At 73.1% G+C, this 21,654-nt stretch carries 23 protein-coding genes; 14 read left to right on the top strand and 9 right to left on the bottom strand.

Annotated elements, in window-relative coordinates; genetic code table 11:
- The first annotated feature begins 15 nt into the window (after positions 1-15).
- Positions 16-762, top strand: coding sequence for a prephenate dehydrogenase (locus AC07FT_RS08610; RefSeq protein ID WP_479175074.1), 747 nt, complete (start codon positions 16-18; stop codon positions 760-762).
- A 276-nt stretch (positions 763-1,038) separates the two neighbouring features.
- Here AC07FT_RS08610 and AC07FT_RS08615 read toward each other — a convergent pair whose 3' ends face one another.
- Positions 1,039-2,175, bottom strand: coding sequence for an MGDG synthase family glycosyltransferase (locus AC07FT_RS08615; protein WP_479175076.1), 1,137 nt, complete (start codon positions 2,173-2,175; stop codon positions 1,039-1,041).
- 131 nt (positions 2,176-2,306) lie between these two features.
- On the opposite strand from AC07FT_RS08615, the gene AC07FT_RS08620 reads away from it, so the two are divergent.
- From AC07FT_RS08620 to AC07FT_RS08630, 3 genes are read left to right on the top strand one after another with little or no spacing between them, the layout of a single operon-like run.
- Positions 2,307-3,125, top strand: coding sequence for an SDR family NAD(P)-dependent oxidoreductase (locus AC07FT_RS08620; protein WP_479175077.1), 819 nt, complete (start codon positions 2,307-2,309; stop codon positions 3,123-3,125).
- 6 nt (positions 3,126-3,131) lie between these two features.
- The gene (locus tag AC07FT_RS08625; RefSeq protein ID WP_479175078.1) at positions 3,132-4,103 is read left to right on the top strand and encodes a DMT family transporter; all 972 of its coding nucleotides are present in this window, start codon (positions 3,132-3,134) and stop codon (positions 4,101-4,103) included.
- On the top strand, positions 4,100-4,840 hold the full coding sequence (locus tag AC07FT_RS08630) for a polysaccharide deacetylase family protein (RefSeq protein WP_471198558.1): 741 nt from the start codon (positions 4,100-4,102) through the stop codon (positions 4,838-4,840). Before AC07FT_RS08625 ends, AC07FT_RS08630 begins: the two co-directional genes overlap by 4 nt.
- Here AC07FT_RS08630 and AC07FT_RS08635 read toward each other — a convergent pair.
- Together AC07FT_RS08635 and AC07FT_RS08640 are read right to left on the bottom strand one after the other, a co-directional pair.
- Positions 4,830-6,296, bottom strand: a complete 1,467-nt coding sequence (locus AC07FT_RS08635; RefSeq protein WP_479175080.1) for a class II fumarate hydratase — start codon at positions 6,294-6,296, stop codon at positions 4,830-4,832. The genes AC07FT_RS08630 and AC07FT_RS08635 overlap by 11 nt on opposite strands.
- A gap of 133 nt (positions 6,297-6,429) precedes the next feature.
- Complete coding sequence (locus AC07FT_RS08640; RefSeq protein WP_479175223.1) at positions 6,430-7,305, bottom strand: TauD/TfdA dioxygenase family protein; 876 nt, start codon at positions 7,303-7,305, stop codon at positions 6,430-6,432.
- A gap of 334 nt (positions 7,306-7,639) precedes the next feature.
- Between AC07FT_RS08640 and AC07FT_RS08645 the strand changes: the two genes are divergently transcribed.
- Positions 7,640-8,323, top strand: coding sequence for a GNAT family N-acetyltransferase (locus tag AC07FT_RS08645; protein ID WP_479175082.1), 684 nt, complete (start codon positions 7,640-7,642; stop codon positions 8,321-8,323).
- Positions 8,324-8,338: 15 nt separating this feature from the next.
- On the opposite strand, the gene AC07FT_RS08650 is transcribed toward AC07FT_RS08645, so the two are convergent.
- Complete coding sequence (locus AC07FT_RS08650) at positions 8,339-9,259, bottom strand: LysR family transcriptional regulator (RefSeq protein ID WP_479175084.1); 921 nt, start codon at positions 9,257-9,259, stop codon at positions 8,339-8,341.
- 88 nt (positions 9,260-9,347) lie between these two features.
- Here AC07FT_RS08650 and AC07FT_RS08655 point away from each other — a divergent pair, with 88 nt between their 5' ends.
- The 5 genes from AC07FT_RS08655 to AC07FT_RS08675 all read left to right on the top strand — a co-directional run bounded on the left by AC07FT_RS08655 (position 9,348) and on the right by AC07FT_RS08675 (position 13,533).
- A complete protein-coding gene (locus tag AC07FT_RS08655) occupies positions 9,348-9,731 on the top strand; it encodes a YybH family protein (RefSeq protein ID WP_479175085.1) in 384 nt (127 codons plus the stop codon).
- Between the two features lie 208 nt (positions 9,732-9,939).
- A complete protein-coding gene (locus AC07FT_RS08660; RefSeq protein ID WP_479175087.1) occupies positions 9,940-11,082 on the top strand; it encodes an inorganic phosphate transporter in 1,143 nt (380 codons plus the stop codon).
- Between the two features lie 50 nt (positions 11,083-11,132).
- Entirely contained in the window at positions 11,133-11,384 is a 252-nt protein-coding gene (locus AC07FT_RS08665) for a hypothetical protein (protein ID WP_432589987.1), read from the top strand.
- A gap of 69 nt (positions 11,385-11,453) precedes the next feature.
- Entirely contained in the window at positions 11,454-12,302 is an 849-nt protein-coding gene (locus AC07FT_RS08670; RefSeq protein ID WP_479175089.1) for a pentapeptide repeat-containing protein, read from the top strand.
- A gap of 37 nt (positions 12,303-12,339) precedes the next feature.
- Positions 12,340-13,533 carry a damage-control phosphatase ARMT1 family protein gene (locus tag AC07FT_RS08675; protein ID WP_479175091.1) on the top strand — a complete coding sequence of 398 codons (1,194 nt, stop codon included), beginning with the start codon at positions 12,340-12,342 and terminating at the stop codon, positions 13,531-13,533.
- A 42-nt stretch (positions 13,534-13,575) separates the two neighbouring features.
- On the opposite strand, the gene AC07FT_RS08680 is transcribed toward AC07FT_RS08675, so the two are convergent.
- The gene (locus tag AC07FT_RS08680) at positions 13,576-14,538 is read right to left on the bottom strand and encodes a hypothetical protein (protein WP_479175093.1); all 963 of its coding nucleotides are present in this window, start codon (positions 14,536-14,538) and stop codon (positions 13,576-13,578) included.
- 389 nt (positions 14,539-14,927) lie between these two features.
- Between AC07FT_RS08680 and AC07FT_RS08685 the strand changes: the two genes are divergently transcribed.
- From AC07FT_RS08685 to AC07FT_RS08695, 3 genes are all read left to right on the top strand, one after another.
- The gene (locus AC07FT_RS08685) at positions 14,928-15,518 is read left to right on the top strand and encodes a GNAT family N-acetyltransferase (RefSeq protein WP_479175095.1); all 591 of its coding nucleotides are present in this window, start codon (positions 14,928-14,930) and stop codon (positions 15,516-15,518) included.
- Positions 15,519-15,652: 134 nt separating this feature from the next.
- On the top strand, positions 15,653-16,321 hold the full coding sequence (locus AC07FT_RS08690; RefSeq protein WP_479175097.1) for a pentapeptide repeat-containing protein: 669 nt from the start codon (positions 15,653-15,655) through the stop codon (positions 16,319-16,321).
- Positions 16,322-16,385: 64 nt separating this feature from the next.
- Complete coding sequence (locus AC07FT_RS08695; RefSeq protein ID WP_479175098.1) at positions 16,386-17,495, top strand: diaminopropionate ammonia-lyase; 1,110 nt, start codon at positions 16,386-16,388, stop codon at positions 17,493-17,495.
- 25 nt (positions 17,496-17,520) lie between these two features.
- On the opposite strand, the gene AC07FT_RS08700 is transcribed toward AC07FT_RS08695, so the two are convergent.
- Entirely contained in the window at positions 17,521-18,282 is a 762-nt protein-coding gene (locus tag AC07FT_RS08700) for an ArsR/SmtB family transcription factor (protein WP_479175225.1), read from the bottom strand.
- Between the two features lie 124 nt (positions 18,283-18,406).
- Here AC07FT_RS08700 and AC07FT_RS08705 point away from each other — a divergent pair, with 124 nt between their 5' ends.
- Positions 18,407-18,790: a tautomerase family protein gene (locus tag AC07FT_RS08705; RefSeq protein ID WP_254746786.1), complete on the top strand. Its 384-nt coding sequence runs from the start codon at positions 18,407-18,409 to the stop codon at positions 18,788-18,790.
- A gap of 25 nt (positions 18,791-18,815) precedes the next feature.
- Here AC07FT_RS08705 and AC07FT_RS08710 read toward each other — a convergent pair whose 3' ends face one another.
- The 3 genes from AC07FT_RS08710 to AC07FT_RS08720 all read right to left on the bottom strand — a co-directional run bounded on the left by AC07FT_RS08710 (position 18,816) and on the right by AC07FT_RS08720 (position 21,626).
- A complete protein-coding gene (locus AC07FT_RS08710; protein WP_479175099.1) occupies positions 18,816-19,322 on the bottom strand; it encodes a mycothiol transferase in 507 nt (168 codons plus the stop codon).
- Positions 19,323-19,419: 97 nt separating this feature from the next.
- Positions 19,420-20,238, bottom strand: coding sequence for a maleylpyruvate isomerase family mycothiol-dependent enzyme (locus tag AC07FT_RS08715; protein WP_479175101.1), 819 nt, complete (start codon positions 20,236-20,238; stop codon positions 19,420-19,422).
- 98 nt (positions 20,239-20,336) lie between these two features.
- Complete coding sequence (locus tag AC07FT_RS08720; protein ID WP_479175103.1) at positions 20,337-21,626, bottom strand: cytochrome P450; 1,290 nt, start codon at positions 21,624-21,626, stop codon at positions 20,337-20,339.
- Positions 21,627-21,654 lie beyond the last annotated feature (28 nt).

Raw genomic sequence — 21,654 nt, forward strand, 5'->3', positions numbered from 1 at the left:
GAAAGGGGACGAATGATGGCGCACGCGTTGAGCGCGGACAGCAGTGTCGGATCCACCATCGAGGCATTGGAGGCGGAACTCCCGGAGCTCCAGAAGCAACAGCAGGCCCTCAAGGACGATTTGGACGCCGTCACCAAGCGGCTGGAAGCGGTCAGCACCGCGCTGAGCAGCCTTCAGCTGCTTTCCACCGGAGCGGTGTCCCCGCGGGAGGCGGCGACCGCGGTGGCCGTGGCGGCTTCGGTCACCGAGCCCGCCACCGGTGACGCGGCCGCGGACGAGGCCACCGAGGAGGCCCCCGCCGCCACGCGCAAGGCGGCCATCGGCCGTCAGCGCAGCAGGGGCAAGGCCAAGCCGGCCACCGGCCGGGCCACCAAGACCGCGGCCAAGAAGACCGCCACCGCCAAGAAGGCCACCAAGAAGGCCGTGGCCAAGGCCCCGAAGGCCACCAAGGCCGCCGCGGTGAAGGCCGCCAAGGCGCCCAAGACCGCCACCAAGGCCGCCAAGCCCGTGGCGAAGGCCGCCGAGAAGGCCAAGGAGTCCGGCACCGGTTCGGAGCGCGCCACCGGGCTCTCGGACAACGTGCTCGCCGCCCTGCGCAAGGCCGGTCGCCCGATGCGCGCCTCCGAGGTCAACGAGGCGCTGGGCCGCGACGAGACGCGGACCAACGTCAACTCGGTGCGCAACACCCTCGAGCGGCTGCGTTCGACGGACCGGGCCCAGCGCTCCGGCCGTGGCCTGTACGAGGCCGCGGCCACGAGCTGACGGCCCGGTGTCGCGCCGGTTCGGCACCGGCGTACCACATGGTCCCGCCCCCCACCACGGCCGCGCCGCCACCCCACCGCCACCCACGGGCAGCGGTGTTGGCGACGGCGCGCTCGCGGATCCGGACGGGTCGGGCCGACGTGGTCCGCGGTGCCGGCGATCGGCGCGGAGCGGCCCGGGAGAGGGTGGATCCGGCAGGCTTCGGCGGTCCGGAACCCGTCGAAGGCCACACGGTCCACCTTCTCCCGCCCGGTCTCACCGCGCCCGGCGCCCCGTTCAGCGCGGCGCCGCCGCGTTCCGCACCGTCTCGGCGAGCCGGGCCGCGGCGTCGTCCGCGAACAGCTCCCGCCCCGCCGCGATCCGGCGCTCACGTGTCCCGGACGGCACGGTGAGCACATCCAGCAGCCGGAGCAGGTCCCATGAGTCCCTCGCGTGGTCGGACAATCCCAGGGCGGCCATCCTGCGGACACCTTCCCGGCCGTGCCCCGGGATCGGGCGGTAGCCCACCACCGGCACCCCCGCCGCCAGCGCCTCCAGCGCGGTCTGTCCGGCGGCGTTGTCCACCAGGGCCCGGGAGGCCGCCAGCAGCCCCGGCATATCCGGCTCCCAGCCCAGCGCCAGCACCTCGGGCCACCGTGCGAGACCGCGGCGCAGCCGCTCGTCCCGGCCGCACAGCACCACCGGCAGATAGCCGCCGCCGTACAACAGCCGCGCCGTCTCCGCCACCCGGGAACCGGCGCCCCACGCGCCCACCGACAACAGCACCGGGGGCTGCCCGGGCGCCCGGGCGGTGAACCGCCGCCGCCAGTCGTCGGCGCCCGGCGCGGGTGCGGAGAACCGCGCCGCCACCACCGGGCCGGTGGCCGTGGCCGGACGCCCCAGCGTCCGCCGCACGGTCTCCGCGGCCTCGGCGGAGACGCACAGGTACCGGTCGTTGCCGGGGTGCAGCCATTGCCGGTGCACCGAGAAGTCGGTGACCACGACGGCGCTCGGCACGGTCAGCGCACCGCGCTGCCGCAGCCGCCCGGTGAGCTGGGCGGCGAGGTGGAACACCGGGACCACCGTGTCAGGCCGCAGCCGTTCCACGGTGTTCAGCAGACTGCCCTCGGCGAGTCCGGCCAGGGGAGCGGTGCCCGGACGCGGACCCGGGCCCGGGCGGAAGAACGCCCGGTAGATGCCCGCGTACAGCGCCGGGGCACGGCGGATCGTCGTCCGGTAGAAGGACCGCAGTCCCGCCCCCACCCCGGCGGGCAGCAGATCCAGCACATCGACCCGGTCCGCCCGGTGGCCCATCGCCTCCAGCCTGCGCACCAGCTCCGCCGCCACCGCGTCGTGTCCCGCGCCCATCCCGGCGCTCACCACCAGCAGACGCCCGGTGGCGGAGGCGCCGGACCGGTCGGACGTGGGACGCATGGACAACCTCCGATGGTGCGAGGCGCGCCGGGACATGGCTCACTGGAGGTATCCGCTCCGCGTGCCGTCAAACCGCACCCCACCGGCCGGTGTCCCGGCACCCCCGGTCCGCAGCGAGACAGGGAGATGACATGATCCGCCCCCTCCCGGACGTACACCTCCACCGCGGCGCGGGCCGGGACTCGGGACGCGCCACTCGTGCCGGGGCCAGGTTCGCCCTGGTGACCGGTGCCTCGTCGGGTATCGGCGCGGCCATCGCCGACCGGTTCGCCGCCGAGGACGACTGGCGGCTGCTGGTCAGCGGCCGCCACCGGGAACGGCTGGCCCGGGTGGCCGGGAGGACCTCGGCCATCGCCCTGCCCGCCGATCTGGCCACCCCCGAGGGCGGTCACGACCTGGTGCGCGACGCTCTGGACGCCTCCGGGCGGATCGATCTGCTGGTGGCCGGTGCGGGTGTGGGCTGGGCCGGATCGTTCGCCACCATGCCACCGGCCGCCATCGACCGGGTGGTCGGGGTCGACCTGCTGGCCGCCGTACGGCTCGTCCGCGCCGCGCTGCCGCATATGCTCGACCGGCGGCACGGACACATCGTGCTGATCGGGTCGGTCGCGGGCAGCGTGGGCGTCCGCGGCGAGGCGGTGTACTCGGCCGCCAAGGCGGCCCTGGGGGTCTTCGCCGACTCCCTGCGCTACGAACTGCGCCGGGCCGGGGTACGGGTCACCCATGTGGTCCCCGGTGTGGTGGACACCCCGTTCTTCGCACGCCGTGGCACCCCGTACACCCGCGCCCGCCCCCGGCCGCTGCCGCCCGAACGGGTCGCCGACGCGGTCTGGGACGCCGTCACACGCGGCCGCGAGGTGGTCTACGTCCCCGCGTGGCTGCGGTTGCCCGCGCTGGTCCACGGCGTGGCGCCGGGGCTCTACCACCGACTGGCCTCCCGCTTCGGGTGACACCCGGTGACCATGCTGACCGTCCTGCTGGCCCTGTTGTCCGCACTGGGCAACGGAGCGGCGTCGGTGCTCCAGCGACGGGCCGCGATGGACCAGGAGCGCGAACAGCCGGGCGGAGAGGGCCTCGGCCACGCGGTACGGCGGCTCGGCCGGCTGTTGTGCCGCCCGTACTGGCTGGCCGGGGGAGCGGCGATGGTGGTGTCGGCGGTGGCCCAGGTGGGCGCGCTGGCGGTGGGGCGGCTCTCCGTCGTACAGCCCCTGCTCGTCAGCGAGCTGCTGTTCACCCTCGTGGTGGGCAGCCTGGTGTTCCGGCAGCGTCCGGACGGCCGTACCTGGCTGGCGTTCGTGATGCTCGCCGCCGGTCTCGCGCTCTTCCTCGTCGCCGCCGACCCCTCGCATGGACAGGCCACCGCCCAGAACGGCCGCTGGCTGCCCGTGGGCGTGGTCGTGGTGCTGGCCGTGGCCGTACTGGGCGCGGTGGCGCGGGCGCTGCGCGGCGCGGCCCGCGCCGCCGTCCTCGGCTGTGCGACCGCGGCCTGCTTCGCCTGTACCGCCGCCCTGATCAAGGAGTTCACCGGCCGGTTCTCCGGCGGTGTGGCCGCGGTGTTCACCAGCTGGCCGCTATACGCCGTGTGTGCGGTCGGGCTGCTGAGCTTCCTGCTGCTGCAGAGCACCCTGCGCGCGGGCACCCTGGCCGCGTCCCAGCCCGCGCTGACCCTCGGGGACGCGCTGGTGAGCATCGTGCTGGGCTGGGTGCTCTTCGGCGAACGCGTCGAACTGGGGCTGCGCATCATCCCGGAGGCCATCGGCATCGCCCTGATGGCCGTGGGCATCGTCGGTCTGGCCCGCTCGCCCGCGATGGCGGGCGGCTGGGACGCCGACACCTCCGGGGCGGCCGAACCCTCCGCGGCCGCCAGCGCCGCCGTGGACGTCCCCGGCCGCCGCGACGGCCCCGGGAGCCCGGGGAGGAGCCCGTGAGCGCCCGCGGCCGGTCCGGTGCGCTGGCGCGGAACACCGCGCTGCTGGTGGCCGCCGCCCACGCGGTTCCGGCCGGCACCTGGCTGGCGGGTCCGCGGCGCGCGCTGTTCCCCGCGCTGGCGGGCAACGGCCGTGACGACCACGTCGCCCTCACCTTCGACGACGGCCCCGACCCCCGGTCCACCCCGCGGTTCCTCGATGTCCTCGACGAGCTCGCGGTGCGGGCCACCTTCTTCGTCCTGGGCGAGAGTGTGGTGCGCTATCCGCGGACCACGCGCGACATCGCCCGCCGCGGCCATGAACTCGCCGTCCACGGCTGGACCCACAGCCGTCCCTGGCTGCCCACGGTGGCCCGGGACGTGCGTGAGGTCACCCAGGCCGCGCGTGCCGTACGGATGGCCACCGGATCGGAGCCGCAGTGGTACCGGCCGCCCTACGGCATCCTCACCGGCGGCCGCTGGCTCGCGGCGCTCCGGGCCGGGCTGCGGCCCGTCCTGTGGTCGGCCTGGGGGCGCGACTGGTCCGCGGACGCCACCCCGCGCTCGGTCCTGGCCACCGTACGGCGCGATCTGCGCGGCGGCGCCACCGTGCTGCTGCACGACTCCGACCGGGCGGCGGCACCGGGCTGCTGGCGCGCCACGCTGGCCGCGCTGCCCGCGCTGGTGGCCGAATGCCGGGTGAACGGCCTGGAGGTGGGGCCGCTGGCCGACCACGGACCGGCCGGGCTCATTCGGTGAGCCGGGCCATCCTCCGGGGGTCGACGATGCGGTCGAAGTCCTCGGCGCCGATATGACCGCTGGCGATGGCCGCCTCCCGCAAGGTGGTCCCCTCGTCGGCGGCCATCTGCGCGATCCGGCGCGCCTTGTCGTAACCGAGCTCCGGGCAGAGCGCGGTGACCAGCATCAGCGAACGCGCCACCTGGTCGTCGATCCGCTCGCGGTTCAGCTCGGCGCCCTCGACGCAGTGGATCCGCAGCATCTCGCAGGCGTCGGCGAGGATCCCGGCGGAGTGCAGCACGTTGTTGATGACCAGCGGCCGCATCGTGTTGAGCTCGAAGTTGCCCTGACCACCGGCCAGCGCCACACTGCCGTCCTCCGCGAGCACCTGGGCGCAGACCATCATCATCGCCTCGCACTGGGCGGGGTTCACCGCGCCGGGTACGAGGGTGCTGCCGGGCTCGCTGGGCGGCAGGATCAGCTCCCCGATGCCGCAGCGCGGGCCGGACGCCATCCAGCGGATGTCATTGGCGATCTTCATCAGCGGGACCGCGAGGGCCCGCAACCCCGCCGAGGCGGCCACCATCGCGTCCAGACTTCCCTGTGCCGCGAAGGAGTTGACCGCCACCCGGAACGGATGGCCGGCCGCCTGGGCGATCTCCTGCGCCACCGCTGCGCCGAACCCCTCCGGGGCACCCAGCCCGGTGCCCACCGCGGTCCCGCCGATGGCCAGCTGGTACAGGCCGGGCAGAGTGGTGCGCAGCCCCTCGATCGCGTCGGACAGCTGCGCCGCGTAGCCGGACCACTCCTGTCCGACCGAGAGCGGGGCCGCGTCCTGGAGATGGGTGCGGCCGGTCTTCACCACGTCGTACCAGGCACGGGACTTGGCGGCGATCGCCTCCTGCAACAGGCTCACCCGGGGCAGTACGTGGTCGTGCAGGGCTGCCACGGTGGCGAGGTGCATGGCCGTGGGGAAGGTGTCGTTGGACGACTGGCCCATGTCGACATGGTCGTCGGGGTGCACCGGGTCCTTCGACCCCAGCACCCCGCCGACCAGCTGGATGGCGCGGTTGGCGATGACCTCGTTGACGTTCATGTCGACCTGGGCACCGGATCCGCTCTGCCACACGTGCAGCGGGAAGTGGTCGTCCAGCGCGCCCGAGACGACCTCGTCGGCGACATGGGCGATCAGATCGGCCTGCCAGCCCGCCAGCCGTTCCTCACGGCCGTTGACCAGCGCGGCGGCCTTCTTGACGGAGCCGTAGGCGTGGTAGACGGCCAGCGGCATCCGGTCCTGGCCGATCGAGAAGTGGACCAGTGCCCGCTGGGTCCGCGCGCCCCAGTACCGGTCGGCGGGTACGTCGATGGTCCCCAGCGCGTCCGACTCGCGGCGGCGGCCGGTGGCGTCGATACGTGTGGGCAGGTCCCACACCTGCGGGACCCCCTCCCCGCCCTGGCGCCCGGGGCGCTCGGTCATCGCGGCGGCCCACCCATACGCATACACCCCGCATCACAGAGATCCACCTCCCCCTGCCAGTGTGGCCCCGCACCGGCCGGGTCGCATCCGGCCCGTCCGGCGGGAGGGCCGGGACGGACCGGACACCGGCCGGTCAGAACGGGCGGTCGCCCTCGACGGCCACACGTTCGGCCACCCTGCGGTGCGGGGCGTAGTCACCCACCGCGTAATGCTGGGTGGCGCGGTTGTCCCAGAACGCCACATCGCCCGGCTGCCAGCGGAACCGCACCTGGTACTCGGGGGTGTGCGCCTGCCGGCACAGCAGGCTCAGCAGCCGGTCGCTCTCCGCCCGCTCCAGACCGGTGATCCGGGTGGTGAAGGAGGTGTTGACGAAGAGCGTCCGCCGCCCGGTCTCCGGATGGGTGCGCACCACCGGGTGTTCCACGGGCGGGAACACCTCCTGGAACGGGGCCAGCCGTTCGGGCCCGTAGAAGCGGGCGAAACCGGGGATGAAGTCATGGACCGCCGTGGCACCCTCGATCCGCTCCTTCACCTCCGCCGGGAGGTTGTCGTACGCGGCGGCCATGTCCGCCCACATGGTGTCCCCGCCGAACGGCGGGACCTCATGGAGCTGGAGCACGGCGCCGAGCGCGGGCCGCTCGCGGAAGGTCACATCGGTGTGCCATACGTTCTCGAAGGTCACGGGGGCACCGGCGGTCTTGTCGAAGCGGGCGACCTCGTCACTGGAACCGGCCGCGAGCAGCGGGTTGGTCTCCAGCGGCCCCCAGTGGCGGGCGAACGCGCGCTGCTGCGCGGAGGTGAGGTGCTGCGCGCGGAAGAACAGCACCTTCCACTCCAGCAGCGCCCGGTTCAACTCCTCGCGCAGTGCGGGCTCCAGGGGTCGTGACAGATCCACGCCCCGCACCTCGGCCCCGATGGTGGCGCCCAGCGGTACGACGTCGAACCGCCGGAACGGACGGTCCGGCCACCCGTCGGGCAGCCGGCGCAGGGTGCGCGGCCCTTCGTACATCCCGTCCGGCGGGATCCGGGCCTCGCGCAGGGCGGACGGTGGCGTGCTGGAGGTGGTGGCGGCGATGCTCACGGGGGCTCCTGACCGGCGTGGACGCGGTGATACGGGACGGGCGGAACGCGCGGGGCGGAGCGCCCGCGCGGCGGTGTCCGGCTATCGGCCGGAGCGCTCGCACCCGGTGCGGTCCGGGGTGCGCGGACATCCCGTGGTGGTGAACCGGCGCCTGGTCATGCGGGCAATTCTGGAATTCCCCATGCGGCCCTGTCAATGCTGTGTAATATGCGAAGTGCCTAGTTGCCTATTACCGACGGGGGATGCTGTGATGCTCTATCAGATGGCAGCCGAGCGCGTGGACGCCGCACCGGTGGATCCGGAGCTGGTGCGGGCGTGGGTCGAGGGATGGGTCATCTCGCGGCTGGCATCACCGCCGGAGCGGACCGCGTACGGCTTCGTCCTCGATGTGGGGGCACAGCCCCGTCAGGTGACCCGCCATGTGCTGCCCGCGCCGGACGAGGCGCTGGTGCGCGAGCTGACCGGCACCGTCACGGCGCCCGGCACCTGGATCAAGACGTTCGTGCCGGAGGAGGTCATCGGCCCCTGGATGGCGCCGGGCTGGGCCTTCGACGATCCGGGCTTCCTGATGTCCACCTCCCTGGAGCCGGTGGCCGCGTCGGTACCCGACGGCTTCCACCTGCGCACCTGGACCCGGGGCGGGCTCACCCGGGCGCTGGTGGTCACCGACGACGGCACCTTCGCCGCCCGTGGTCAGGTGGCGGTGCCGACGGGTGCGGGGACCGCCGTGGTGGACCAGATCGAGACCGCCACCGACCAGCGCCGCCGGGGTCTGGGCCGCCTCGTCATGAGCACCCTGGCCAATGAGGCCTTCGCGGTGGGCGCGCGGTCCGCGGTGCTCGGCGCGACCCTCGAGGGCCGCGCGCTGTACGAGGCGCTGGGCTGGCGCACCGACGCCCCGCTGACCGGGCTGATCTACAAGGCGTCGGCGGCGCCGGAGGTCTGATTCCGCGCCGGCTTCCTATCGGGCCGGGGCGGTCCCGGGCGGGGTGCCGGGTGCTGTTCCGGCCAGCGCTTCGCGGGCGCGGGCGACCAGGGCGCGTCCGGCCGGACCGCTCGGGCCGCCCGCGCGCCAGGCGAAGACCAGCCGTCCGCGCAGTGCGGGCGGATCGATGACGATCGTCCGCAGCCGGTCCGCCCGCGCCTCGGCGAACGAGCGAGGCAGGATGGCCGCGCCGAGACCGCGCGCCGCGAGCTGGGCCAGCACATCGGGATCGCTGGCCTCGAAGGCGATATGCGGGGTGAAACCGGCCGCGGCGCACGCCTCGTTCAGCCGGGTGCGCAGCCCGGTGCCGCGCGGCAGGCTGATGAGTGCGCGGCCGCGCAGGGTGTCCAGGGAGATGACCGGGTGGACGGCCAGTTCGTGGTCATGGCTCACCGCCGCGACGATCGGCTGGTCGGTGAGCACCTCCATCTCCAGACCGGCCGGGGGTATGGGGCCCACGCTGGCGATCGCCGCGTCCAGGCGACCGGTGCGCAAGCCCTCGACGAGCTCGTCGGACGTGCCCTCGGTCAAGGTGATCTCCACCGCCGGATGCGCGTCGTGGAACTCGGCCAGCAGCCCCGGGAGATCGACGCTGTGCGAGGTCACGGTGCCCACCGCCACATGTCCCCGCAGCAGCCCGGTCAGCTCGTCCACGGCGAGCCGGGCACCCTCCACGGCGGCCAGCGCGGCCCGTGCGTAGGGAAGCACCGCGGTGCCCGCCTCGGTGAGCCGCACCGAGCGCCCGGAGCGGTCGAGCAGTTCCTCGCCGAGCTCCCGCTCCAGCCGTCTGATCTGGGCGCTGACGCCGGGCTGGGCCACGTGCAGCCGCTCCGCGGCCCGGGTGAAGTTGTGCTCCTCCGCCACCGCCACGAAGTAGGCGAGCTGTCGCAGTTCCATAACCATTGATTCTAGCTGCCAGACCAACCATCTCTTGGACTTCTGGTTCTGATCGCGACAGGGTGGAAGGCGACGAAAGGAGCCGATCATGACCGAGACGACACGTGAACGCGCCACCCTCCCCGAGGACCTGGCCCGGCTGTTCGTGGAGCGGGCCAACGCGGGTGACGCCGAAGGACTGGCCGAGCTGTACGCGCCGGACGCGGTGCTCGCGTATCCGCCGGGGTCCTCGACCGTCGGCCGGGCCGCCATCCGCGCGGTGTGCGAGCGCATGCTGGAGCACACCACCGAGCCCTTCCGGCTGGAGGAGGCGATGCCGACGGTCCGCTACGGAGACCTCGCCCTCACCTGCACCCGCCCCGCCGACAACACCGGGGGCCGGGTGCAGGTGGCGCGGCGCCAGCCCGACGGCACCTGGCTGCGGATCATGGACCGTCCCGAGGTCCGGGCGCCCGGCCGGGACGGCGGATGACGGTACGGGGGCGCCGATGTCCATCGGCGTGCCACCGGCGGTGCCCGAGGGGAACCCAACACCCGCCCCCCGCCGGGCCCGACGCCTTCCCGGGAGCGTCCGGGGGTGTGCTCCGCACCGCGTTGGCGGCGCTCCGGCACCGCGCTTAGCGTGGAGGGGACAGCGTCCTCGCAGGGACGGTCCGCCGCGCGGTTGTGGGAGGTCCGAGGTGGAATCTGTCCCCTTCCTTCTCGTCGCCGTGGTCCTCACCGCGCTCGCCTTCGACTTCACCAACGGATTCCACGACACGGCCAACTCGATGGCCACCTCCATCGCCACCGGGGCGCTCTCCCCGCGCGTCGCGGTGGCCGTGGCCGGGGTGCTCAACCTCGCGGGGGCGTTCCTGTCCACCGAGGTGGCCAAGACGATCTCGGGCGGCATCATCGACGACACCAAGGTGTCCCCAGTGATGATCTTCGCTGGGCTGATCGGCGCCATCCTGTGGAACCTCATCACCTGGCTCGCCGGGCTGCCCTCCAGCTCCTCGCATGCCCTCTTCGGCGGGCTCATCGGCGCGGTGTGGGTCGGGTCGGGAGGCTCCGCGGTGCGCTTCGACGCCATCATGGAGAAGATCGTGATCCCGGCGCTCGCCTCACCGGTGGTGGCCTGTCTGGTCGCCCTGCTGGCGACCTATCTGGCCTATGTGATCACCCGGCGGGTCTCCGGCCGGACCGTGCGCAGGGGCTTCCGCGCCGGGCAGGCGGGGTCGGCGTCCCTGGTGGCGCTGGCCCACGGCACCAATGACGCGCAGAAGACGATGGGCGTCATCACCCTCGCCCTCATCTCCGGCGGTGTGCTCAGCCATGGCGCCGGACCGCCGTGGTGGGTGGTGCTCAGCGCGGGCCTCGCGATCTCGCTGGGCACCTACGCGGGGGGCTGGCGGATCATCCGGACCATGGGCAGAGGGCTGACGGACATCCAGGCGCCCCAGGGCTTCGCGGCCGAGACCAGTGCCACCGCGGTCATCCTCTCCTCCTCGCACCTGGGCTTCGCGCTGTCCACCACCCAGGTCTGCACCGGCAGCATCCTGGGCGCCGGGCTCGGCCGCAGACTGGCCCATGTGCGCTGGGGCGTGGCCGGGCGGATCGCGGTGTCCTGGCTGCTCACCCTGCCCGCGGCGGCGGCCGTGGGCGGCACCGCCGCCTGGGTCGCCGACCGGGGTGATGGGGGAGTGGCCCTGGTGGCGGGTGTGGCCGTCGCGGCGGCCACCGGCTTCTACGTGCTCTCCCGGCGCCGGCCGGTCAACCCCGACAACGTCAACGAGCTGCCCGCGCCCACCGCCGAGGGGGACACGGTGCGCTCGGCGGCGTGACACCGGACGTGGTACCGCGGAGGCACGGCACCAGGGAGGAGCCGGACGGGATGGACATCGAATGGGGCAGCCTCGGCGGGGTCCTGGGCGTGAGCCTCGGGGTCACCGTGGTGGTGGTCGTCATGTTCTCGCTCGGTGTCGCCGCGTGGAGCCGCGCCGAGTCGCACGGCGGGCGCGCCGGTGCCACCCGGCACGGTCTCCTCCACCGCCCCGGTGCCGTGGCCGCCGCCATCGCCGTGGTGTGCTTCGCCGCCTGTCTGGCGGTCGCCGCTTATGGAATCGACCTGATCGTTCCCGGCTGAGACACTGGGCGCTTGTGCCGAGCGCCGCTCCGGGCCCGCGGCGCCAGTGGAAACGGGAGATCACACACGGTGTCACAGCAGTCCGAAGCCCCCTCGGGCCATACGCCCTCCGATGAGGCGGACCGCCTCGGTCTGCGGGCCGACTGCGGCAGCTGCTTCGCGCTCTGCTGCGTGGCGCTGCCCTTCGCCGCCTCGGCGGACTTCGCGTTCGACAAGGACGCGGGGCGGCCCTGCCGCAATCTGCGCGAGGACTTCGGCTGCGGCATCCACGCCCGGCTGCGCGCCGAGGGCTTCTCCGGCTGCACGGTCTTCGACTGCTTCGGCGCCGGTCAGAAGGTCTCCCGTGACACCTTCGCCGGACGGGACTGGCGGCGCCATCCGCACACCGCCGCCGATATGTTCGCGGTGTTCCCCGTGATGCGGGTACTGCATGAACTGCTGTGGTACCTGAGCGAGTCGCTGGCCCTCCCGGCCGCGCGCCCCCTCCACGGTGAGCTGCGGGCCGCGCTGGACGAAACCGAACACCTCACCCGCGGCGGCGCCGACGAGCTGAAGGCCCTGGATGTCGCGGCCCACCGGGAGAAGGTCAACGGGCTGCTGCTGCGCACCAGCGAACGGGTCCGGGCCACGGTCCCCGGAAAGAGGAAGAACCGCAGAGGTGCCGATCTCATGGGTGCCCGGCTCCGTGGCGCCGATCTGCGCGGTGCCAACCTCCGCGGGGCCCTGTTCATCGCGGCCGACCTGACCCGCGCCGATCTGAGCGCGGCCGATCTGATCGGCGCCGACCTCAGGGACGCCGATCTGAGCGGAGCCGATCTCACCGGCGCCCTCTTCCTCACCCAGGCCCAGCTCAACGCGGCCCGGGGGGACGCCGCCACCCGGGTGCCGGGCACCCTCACCCGCCCCGCGCACTGGTGACGCCCGCCGCGGGCCGCGGTGTGGAATCCTGGCGGGCATGTCCGACGCATCCGCCGCGCCCGTGATCCGGAGCGACGCGCCCGGGTCGTTCGCCCGGAGCGTCCTGGCCGAGCGGCATCCGGCGCTCATCGAGAAGGTGCGCGACGCCTTCCCCTACGGCCCCGGACAGCACCGCGCGCTCGACGCCCTGCGCGATGAGTGCGCCGAGGGCGTCATCACCCCGCTCCCCGCCACCGCGTACGACCACGGCCAGTGGCAGGAGTGGGGACGGGAACACTTCGGCCGGTCCTGGTTCGAGGTGCCCTTCCTGTGGGCCGAGAGCTACTTCTACCGCCGACTCCTGGAAGCCGTCGGCTACTTCGGCCCCGGTCCCTGGCAGGGCGTCGATCCGTTCCGTCCCTTCAAACACGCCGAACTGCACACCCCCGAGGCCGCCGCGGAACTGGCCGCGCTCGACGCCGTGCTGCGCATGCCCGCCGAGGGGCAGCGGGACGCGCTGGTGCACGGGGCGCTGTGGGGCAACCGCGCGGACCTCGGCTTCCGGCTCTCCGCGACCGGTGACACCTCCGGCGCGGCCGGTACCCCGCTCGTCGCGGACGACACCGGCACCCTGTGGTCCCTGCTGCCCGGCGGGTCCCCGGCCACCGTGTACCTGGTGGCGGACAACGCCGGGCGGGAACTCCTGCCCGACCTCGTCCTCCTCGACCACCTGCTGCGCCACGACCGTGCCGACCGGGCCGTGCTGGCGGTGAAGCCGTGTCCGTACTACGTCTCCGACGCCACCACCGCCGATGTCATCGACTGTCTGCGCCGGCTGACCCGGGCCGGGGGCGCCGCCGCCGAGGTCGGCGGACGGCTGTGGTCGGCGATGGGCGACGGCCGGCTCACCGTCCGGGCCCATGACTTCTTCCGGGCGCCGCTGCCCTACGCCGATATGCCGGGCGACCTGCGGAGCGAATACGCCGCGGCCACCGTGACCATCATGAAGGGCGACCTCAACTACCGCCGTCTGGTGGGCGACCGGTTGTGGTCCCCGACCACCCCCTTCACCGAGTGCACCGCGTACTTCCCCGGACCGGTCGCCGCGCTGCGCACCCTGAAGTCCGATGTGATCACGGGCCTCGACGCGGCCACCGTGAGCGCGCTCGACACGGAGCGTCCCGACGGCTGGCGCACCACCGGCAGCCATGCGCTGATCCAGGTCGACCCCGGCCCGCCGCACCGGCGGTGAGACACCGCCGGTGCGGGGCCGGGACCGGTGGGAGCCGCCCGGTCAGCCGAGGCGGATGCCCAGCGCCCAGGTGGTGAGGGTGGCCGGATCGGGTGTGTGGTGGTCCTTGGACGCGGCCGCGAAACTGGGGGTCTGCGTGGTGGCCGGTTCCAGCTTCCACAGCAGATTGCCCGAACCGTTCCAGTGCACCTCGGCGCCGCCGCCGGTCAGCGCGTAACCGGGCGTCAGCGACGCCACCGCGGCCGGGTGCGGGGCCCGTCCGGCGTCGGCCCGGGTGAAGGTGTTGAACACCGTCCCGACCCGCAGCCGGCGCCGCAGCGCGACGGCGTACGCACGGATGTTCGCGGGGTCGGAGACGATGTGGTCCTTCGACCGCGCCTTCCAGGAGGTCTCGGTGGCGGGGAAGGACGCGGTGGCGAGATTGCCCCCGCCGTGCCAGTCCACCCGGAACCCGCCGCCGACCAGGACGTACTCGTTCGACGACGGCAGCCCGGCCTCGGCCTCCGGGTGCGGGGCCACACCGCTGTCCGCGCGCGAGACGTACACCGACCGCAGCAGCTCGTCCCGGCTCATCCCGGCGATCTTCAATCCGATGACGTAGGAGACCAGCTCGTACGCCTGGGCGTCGATGTGGTCCTTGGCGCCGACGGTCCACCCCGACAGGTCGTCATTGGGGTACGACGCGGTCAGCAGCGCGCCGTGCGGGGACTCCACCGCCGTGGCGCCGCCACCGATGGCCACCATGTCGCCGTCGCCGACGAGCACGGTCTCGTCGATCCAGTGCTGCTGCGGCGGGTTCCCCCGGTGCGAGAACACCGACACGGTCACCCGGCCCGAGGCGTCGTGGAAGGTGTTGAGCCGGGTCCCCACCGAACTCAGCACTCGTCTGGTGCCCCGGGAGCCGCTGGACACGGCGGCGGCCGCACCGGCCCCGGCAGCACCGACCGCGGCGGCCCCCGCCACGGCTGTCGCCGCCCTCAGTACGTCCCTTCGGCTACGCGTCACGTCAGTCAACCCACCTTCTCCATAAGAGACCTGACCTGATGTCAGGGCGAGCAGAAAGCTAGCCGTGCCCCGCAAGACACGGATATACCCGAAATGACGGATTGACAATGTCCTGGGTGGCCGAGCAGACACCCCAGGTACCTGTCCACACCGTCCCCACCTGGAGGAAACCGCTCCGCCGAGGGTCCCGTCCCGGGCTTCCAGGACGCCGGAGAACCACTCGGGTCCGGCCGGACCCCGTCAGGTCGGCCAATTCGGGCCCCGGCAGGGCGTGCCCGTCGGCCAATCTCGCCGTGGGGAGGATGAACCGGGGACCGAGGTCCGGGCGGTGTTCGCGGGGCGCCGAAAAGCCGTGGCGGATCGCTCGCCCCTCCCAACAGAATCCACGGATGAGCTCGCTGCCCCCCGGCCCGACGGCCGGCTTCGCCACCAAACCCGTCCTCGTCGGTCAGAAGGTGGCGCTGCGCCCGTTCACCGAGGACGACGCGGTGGAGATGGCCGTGATCCTCGAGGACGAGGAGGTCCGCAGGTTCACCGGTGGATCGGACTCCACCGTCTTCGATGAGCAGCGGCTGCGGGACTGGTACGGAAGCCGGAGCGCACAGCCGGACCGGCTGGACCTCGCCGTCGTCGACCGGGCCGATGACTCCCTGGTGGGCGAGGTGGTGCTCTACGAATGGGACGAGCCCAACCGCAGCTGCGCGTTCCGTACGCTGCTCGGGCCGCGTGGGCGGAACCGGGGCCTGGGCACCGAGGCCGCCCGGCTGGTCGTCGGCCACGCCTTCGAACGGCTCGGACTGCACCGTGTCTCGCTGGGTGTCTACGCCTTCAACCCCCGCGCCCGCCGCGCCTACGAGAAGGTCGGGTTCGTCGCCGAGGGAGTGGAGCGCGAGGCGCTGTGGCACGACGGCGCGTGGGCCGACGCCGTGATGATGTCCGTGCTGGACCGGGAGTGGGCGGCGCACCGCGGCCAGCCGTGACCCGCGGCGCCACCCCGACCTCCGGACCGCGCGCCGGGGGACGGTGGGTCCCGGCCGGTGGGGCGGGCCGTGCCGCCATGATGGGAGCCGCGCCGCGAAGCCCGGCGCCCCGCTCGTTCCGGAGGAGAGACCCCATGCCCTCGCCCCGTCGGTTCACCGATCTGCCGTACGCGCGCCATCTGCACGCGTACGACGGTCCCCTGGCCGAGGGGGGCGACTACGACACCGTTCATCTGGACGGCGCCGCCTTCGACGGGGCCGTCGCCGACCACGCCCGGTTCCTCGAGTGCGCCTTCTCCGCCGTGACGTTCACCGAGGGGCGGCTGCGCGGCACCCGTTTCAACGACGTCTGGCTGGACGGGGTGCGCTGGGTCGGTACCGGCCTGGCGGAGACGGAGTGGATGGACGCCGAGCTCATCGGCTGTGTGCTCGCCGGTCTGGAGGCGTTCGGCGCCACGCTGCACCGGGTCACCTTCCACCGCTGCAAGTTCGAGTCGGTCAACCTCCGTACCGCCACCCTGCGGGAGGTCATCTTCGCCGACTGTCTGCTGCGGGACGTCGACTTCGGCGGTGCCGCGCTGCGGCGGGTGGAGTTCCCGGGCTCGGCCCTGGAGGGGGTCCGGTTCGCGGGGGCGCGGATGGACGGGACCGATCTGCGGGACGCCACCCGGCTGGAGATCACCGACGGCCATGACGCGCTGCGCGGGTCCGTCATCACCGGGGCACAACTGATCGAACTGGCACCGGCGTTCGCCGATGTCCTGGGGGTCACGGTGAAGGACCACGGGCGTGCCGGGCGCTGAGGGCACGGCGCCCCGCCCCGGGGACGACTGGACCCGGGGCGGGGGAGGACGGCACGGTGGTCGGGTGCACACGACACCTGCCACTCGGCCCGCTGCCTGGTTCGCCCGCCCCGCCGCCCGGTCCTGGCGGTGTTCGCCCGCCCCGGAGGCGGTACGCCGCTTCCACGCCGGACAGCCCGGCCACGCACCCACCCCGCTCAGGGAACTGCCGGAACTCGCCGATGAGTTGGGCGTCGGCCGGGTGTTCGTCAAGGACGAGTCGTGCCGCTTCGGGCTGCCGGCGTTCAAGGCGCTCGGCGCCTCCTGGGCGGTCCACCGGATCCTTTCGGAGCGGGCGCCCGGGGACCCCGTACTGCTGGTGACCGCCACGGACGGCAACCACGGCCGGGCGGTGGCCCGGATGGCGCGGCTGGCCGGCCGGCCCGCCCATGTCTTCGTACCGCGCGGGGTGCACCCCGGGGCGGTGGCCGCCATCGAGGCCGAGGGCGCGCGGGTGACCCGGGTGGACGGGCCGTACGACGCGGCGGTGCGCCGCGCGGCCGGGGCCGCCGCCGAGCCCCCGGCCGTGCTGGTCCAGGACACCGCCTGGCCCGGCTACGAGGAGATCCCGGGCTGGATCGTCGAGGGCTACGCCACCCTGTTCCACGAGATCGACGGACAACTGCGCGCCGCGGGTGCCGAGGCGCCCGGTCTCCTCGCCGTACCGGTGGGTGTGGGCTCGCTCGCCCAGGCCGCCGTCACGCACTACCGGAGCCGGCCCACCGGGCCCGCTCCCGCCGTACTGGCCGTGGAACCGGTGGCCGCGGCCTGTGTGCTGGCGAGCCTGGTGGGCGGGGAGCCGGTGACCGTGGAGACCGGCGAAACCGCCATGGCGGGTCTGAACTGCGGCACTCCCTCCAGCCTCGCCTGGCCGTCACTGCGCGAGGGGCTGGACGCGGCGGTCGCCGTGACCGACGCCGACAGCGCCCGCGCCGCGTCCGACCTCGCCGCCCTCGGGCTCTCCTCGGGCCCGTGCGGCGCCGCCTCACTGGCCGGGGTGCGGGCCGCCCTCACCGGGGCGGACGCCGGTGAGCGCCGTGCCGCGCTCGGACTCGGAAGCTCGGCCACCCTCGTACTGCTGAGCACCGAGGGCACGGCCGCGAATCCCGCCACCGCGCCGGAGGACCCGTCCTGACTGCCCCGCACCCGGCGGCAGCCGGTCAGCCGTTCATCAGCCACGGCTGCCGGGACAGCGGACTTCCCGTCTCCAGCAGGGACTTCAGGTTGGACAGCACCGCCGCCCAGCCACCGGCCGCCGCCTCCCGCTCGGCCTCGTCCGCCAGGTTCTCGTGGGTCACGGTCAGCCGGACGATCCCGTCGTACGGCTGGATGTCGAAGGTGACCCGCGAGGGGCCGCCGGCCGGTTCCTCCCCGGGTGCGGCCCAGGTGGTCACCAGCCGCGTCGGCGGCACGCTCTCCTCGACCGTGCCGACCACGTCGGCGATGCCCGAACCGTCCGTCCGCCGGTGCTCCCAGGGGGAACCGGCGCGCCAGTCGGACACATTGCTGTGGCCCCAGTACGCGGCGGTCAGATCGGCGTCGGTCAGCGCCTGCCACACCTTCTCCGGTGTGGACTCGATGTAGATGACGTACACGAACGTCGGCTTCCCGGTCATCGCTTCCTCCGCTTGTCGTCTCACCGCGCTCAGCGCGCGCAGCCGCGGGCGCTCGAACCGGTCGATCCACCGCTCCTGGACCTCCTGGAGGGGGACGGGGTTGAGGTAGTGGAGCTTCTCGCGCCCGCGCCGGACCGTCGTGACGAGGTGGGCGGCTTCGAGCACGGCCAGGTGCTGGGTGGCGGACTGACGGGTCATCTCCAGCCGGCGGCACAGCTCGCCCAGCGTCTGCCCGTTCTGCTCGCGCAGCCGGTCCAGCAGGTAGCGCCGGGTCTGATCGGCCAGCGCCTTGAAGACCTTGTCCATCTCCGTACTCACACCTCACGTTATGCAGGCGATTACCTGCATGTCAACCGGTCTGGTGCACCGCAATTGTACCTACTAGTATGTACAGCTCCTTGAGGCCGCGACGACGAAGGAGAACCCTGTCATGCCCCTGGTCCGCATCGACGCGCTGAAGGCCGACCGCGAGCGGCTGGACGCGCTCGGCCGCGCCGTGCACGACGCCCTCGTGGAGACGATCGGCTTTCCGCCCGACGACCGGTTCCAGATCCTGACCGGCCACGACGGCATCAGCGGCACTCTGGTCTACGACGACTACCTCGGGGTGCGCCGCGACGACGGCATCGTGTTCATCGCCATCACCATGCGCTCCGGGCGCCCGGCCGAGCGGAAGCGGGCGCTCTACCGGCGGATCGCCGAACTGGCCGAGGAGTACGCGGGGACCGCGCCGCGGAACGTGTTCATCACGGTCACCGAGAACGAGTCCGTCGACTGGTCCTTCGGCCACGGGATCGCGCAGTACGCGCCCTGACGCCCCCGGCCGCCGGTCTCGCTCCCTAACGCCGCAGCAGCGCCCCGCGCACGAAGGCCGCCTGCCCGGCGTGCTGCAGATCGTCGGCGATGACGCTCACCAGCCGGACGCCGAGGGTCACCGCCGGGGTCCACGCCTCGTCCACGATCCGGTCGAGTTCGGTGTCCCGGAGCCCGCGTACGTAGGCCAGGGTGTTCTCGTGCACGGCGTCGTGGTACCCGGTGAGCAGTTCGGCGTCCGCGCGGACCGCCGCCACGTCCTTGGCGCGGTGGCCGAAACCGGTGGCCGCCGGGGGGAACGGCAGCCCGAACCGCTCGTACCAGCCGTCCGAGGTCCACAACTGCTCGGTGCCCGCCGCGCCGGCGATGTGGTCGTCCTGAATGCGGGTCAGATGCCACACCAGCCAGGCGATGGAGTTGGCCCCGGCGTCGAGCCGTACGGTGAGCTCCTCCTCGCCGAGGCCGTCCACGGCCTCGTGTACGGTCTCGGACACCCGGTCGAAGGCGTCGGCCAGCAGATCTGCGCTCCTCATACGGGCTCCTCGTCGCTGTCGGGCGGTTCGCCTCCCGGGTGGCCGGTCGCCCGGTCCGTGGGTCATCGTCGCACCCCGCGACGGCCGGACGGCGGGCTCAGACCGGTGGCACGAGGGTGAAATACCGGTCGAGCACGGCGCGGTCGCCCCGCACGGAGGTGAGCCGGTCCGCGGGCAGACGCTGCCAGAGGAAGAGCATCAGCTCCGAGGCCGTGCCGGTCAGCTCCACATCACACGGTTCTTCCGGGGCGCCGGAGTCGGTGTGCGCGGTGAGCCGGACATCGGGGCCGTCGAAGCGGACCGACCAGACCTCCGGGCCGTCGGCGCGGCGGAACCGGAAGTGTTCGCCCGCGCCGGGTGGCGCCTGCTTCCAGCGGCGCCGGGCCGGTGCCATCACCTCGAAGGTGTGGGGGATCGCGTCGACCGCCAGCGCGGCGGCCATCGGCCGGGGCGGCAGGGAGGCGGCGCGTTCGGCGTCCCAGCGGTGCAGGGCCGCCTCGATGGTCTGGATCCGCAGCCAGAACCCGGCCGTCTGCTCCGTGGACCAGGTCCACGCCGGCTCGTCCGGATCGACGGTCCGGAACAGGGAGTCCAGCGCGGCGGCCCCCTCGGCGAACCAGTCGAGGAGACTGAGCGGAACCGGTCCGAGATGCGGTCCGCCCTCGGGCGCGGGCCAGCCCTCACGGTCCTCCGGCGGCTGGAACAGGGAGAGGTCCGAGGTGTCCGGTGCCTCCGTGAGCCGCTCGCGCACGGTGTGGGCGACATAGCGGTGGACCGCGCCCAGGTGGAACACCAGGTCGGACATCGACCAGCCGGGACAGGACGGGACCAGTGGTGCGTCACTTCCGTCGGCGGTCCGGCGGGCGGCGGCCTCGAAGTCCGTGATCTCACGGTGGAACTGCGCGGTGAAGTCCATGCCCCTCAGTCTTCCCGCCCGGCTCCGGCCGCAGGCCGCCCGTTCACCGGTGGCGGATCTTCTCGGCCGAGAGCCGAATTCCGCCGCCCGCCGGACCGTCAGGTGGTGACCACCTCGACCGGCAGGTGCTTGATGCCGTTGACGAAGTTGGAGCGCACCCGGGGCACCTCACCGGTCAGCCGGATGTCGGCGATGCGCGGGATCAGCTCCTCGAACATGATGCGCATCTCGGTACGGGCCAGCAGATTGCCCAGGCAGAGATGGGGGCTGCCCTTGCCGAAGGTGACATGGTCGTTGGAGGTCCGGGTGACGTCGAAGCGGTACGGATCGGGGAAGACGGCCTCGTCACGGTTGCCCGAGCCGTACCACATGACGACCTTGTCACCCTCCTTGATGTGCTTGCCGCCCAGCTCCACATCGCGCGTCGCGGTGCGGCGGAAGTGATAGACGGGGGAGGCCCAGCGCAGGAACTCCTCGACGGCGCCCGGGATCAGGGACGGGTCACGGCGCAGCAGTTCGAGCTGGTCCGGGTTCTGGATCAGCGCGAGCATGGAGTGGGTGATGGCGTGGCGGGTGGTCTCGTTGCCCGCGACCACCAGCAGCAGGAAGTAGTTGTCGAAGTCCTGCCCGGAGAGCGGTACGCCGTCCCGTGGGGTCTCGTTGACCAGCCGGGACACCAGGTCGGTGCCGTTGCCGCCACGCCGCCGGCGGGCCAGTTCCCGGCCGTAGGCGAACACTTCGAGGGAGGCGGGGGAGCGGAACGGCAGATCGCGGTAGTCCTCGCTCTCCGCGCTGTCGAGCAGGACGTCGGCGTAGTCGGGGTCGGTGTTGCCGATGATGCGGTTGCCCCAGTCGATGAGCTGCTGGGTGTCGCCCTCGGGGACATCGAGGAGACGGGCGAGCACATTGATGGGGAAGTCCGCTGACACCTCCCGGACGAAGTCGAAACCTCCCCTGACCAGGGCCGCGTCCAGGGTCTTGGCGGTGAGTCCGCGCAGGAAGTCGGTGTAGGTGTTGATGACCCCGGCGCCGAACTGGCGCTGGAGCAGCCTGCGCAGCGCCTGGTGGCGCAGCCCGTCCAGTTCGAGGATGGAGGCGCGGCGGGCGATCTGGTCCTCGTCCACCTCCTCCAGGTTGACGAACCGGGTGGAGGTGAACGTCCCGGGGTCGCGGTCGACCCGGACGATGTCCTCGTGCCGGGTCACGGCCCAGAAGCCGTGGTGGGGCGCGGCCTCGGGCTGCCAGTGGACCGGGTCCTGGTGGCGCAGGGTGTGGAACATCCGCCAGGGGGTGATCCCGTCGCGGAAGCTGTCGAGGTCGGTCAGGTCCACCTCGTCGAGCGGGAGGGGTTCGGGAACCCCGGTGCGGGCGGTGGCGGGGGAGGTCACGCTGGCTCCTTCGCGGGCGGGGTCGTCA

The organism is Streptomyces sp. NPDC045899 (assembly GCF_056431485.1).

Coding starts and splice junctions, on each gene's coding strand:
- AC07FT_RS08715 (WP_479175101.1), bottom strand. CDS start 20,238: ATGGACTTCACCGCGCAGTTCCACCGTGAGATCACGGACTTCGAGGCC.
- AC07FT_RS08620 (WP_479175077.1), top strand. CDS start 2,307: ATGATCCGCCCCCTCCCGGACGTACACCTCCACCGCGGCGCGGGCCGG.
- AC07FT_RS08635 (WP_479175080.1), bottom strand. CDS start 6,296: ATGACCGAGCGCCCCGGGCGCCAGGGCGGGGAGGGGGTCCCGCAGGTG.
- AC07FT_RS08655 (WP_479175085.1), top strand. CDS start 9,348: ATGACCGAGACGACACGTGAACGCGCCACCCTCCCCGAGGACCTGGCC.
- AC07FT_RS08705 (WP_254746786.1), top strand. CDS start 18,407: ATGCCCCTGGTCCGCATCGACGCGCTGAAGGCCGACCGCGAGCGGCTG.
- AC07FT_RS08665 (WP_432589987.1), top strand. CDS start 11,133: ATGGACATCGAATGGGGCAGCCTCGGCGGGGTCCTGGGCGTGAGCCTC.
- AC07FT_RS08610 (WP_479175074.1), top strand. CDS start 16: ATGGCGCACGCGTTGAGCGCGGACAGCAGTGTCGGATCCACCATCGAG.
- AC07FT_RS08710 (WP_479175099.1), bottom strand. CDS start 19,322: ATGAGGAGCGCAGATCTGCTGGCCGACGCCTTCGACCGGGTGTCCGAG.
- AC07FT_RS08675 (WP_479175091.1), top strand. CDS start 12,340: ATGTCCGACGCATCCGCCGCGCCCGTGATCCGGAGCGACGCGCCCGGG.
- AC07FT_RS08615 (WP_479175076.1), bottom strand. CDS start 2,175: ATGCGTCCCACGTCCGACCGGTCCGGCGCCTCCGCCACCGGGCGTCTG.
- AC07FT_RS08685 (WP_479175095.1), top strand. CDS start 14,928: ATGAGCTCGCTGCCCCCCGGCCCGACGGCCGGCTTCGCCACCAAACCC.
- AC07FT_RS08700 (WP_479175225.1), bottom strand. CDS start 18,282: ATGGACAAGGTCTTCAAGGCGCTGGCCGATCAGACCCGGCGCTACCTG.
- AC07FT_RS08640 (WP_479175223.1), bottom strand. CDS start 7,305: ATGTACGAAGGGCCGCGCACCCTGCGCCGGCTGCCCGACGGGTGGCCG.
- AC07FT_RS08690 (WP_479175097.1), top strand. CDS start 15,653: ATGCCCTCGCCCCGTCGGTTCACCGATCTGCCGTACGCGCGCCATCTG.
- AC07FT_RS08650 (WP_479175084.1), bottom strand. CDS start 9,259: ATGGAACTGCGACAGCTCGCCTACTTCGTGGCGGTGGCGGAGGAGCAC.
- AC07FT_RS08645 (WP_479175082.1), top strand. CDS start 7,640: ATGGCAGCCGAGCGCGTGGACGCCGCACCGGTGGATCCGGAGCTGGTG.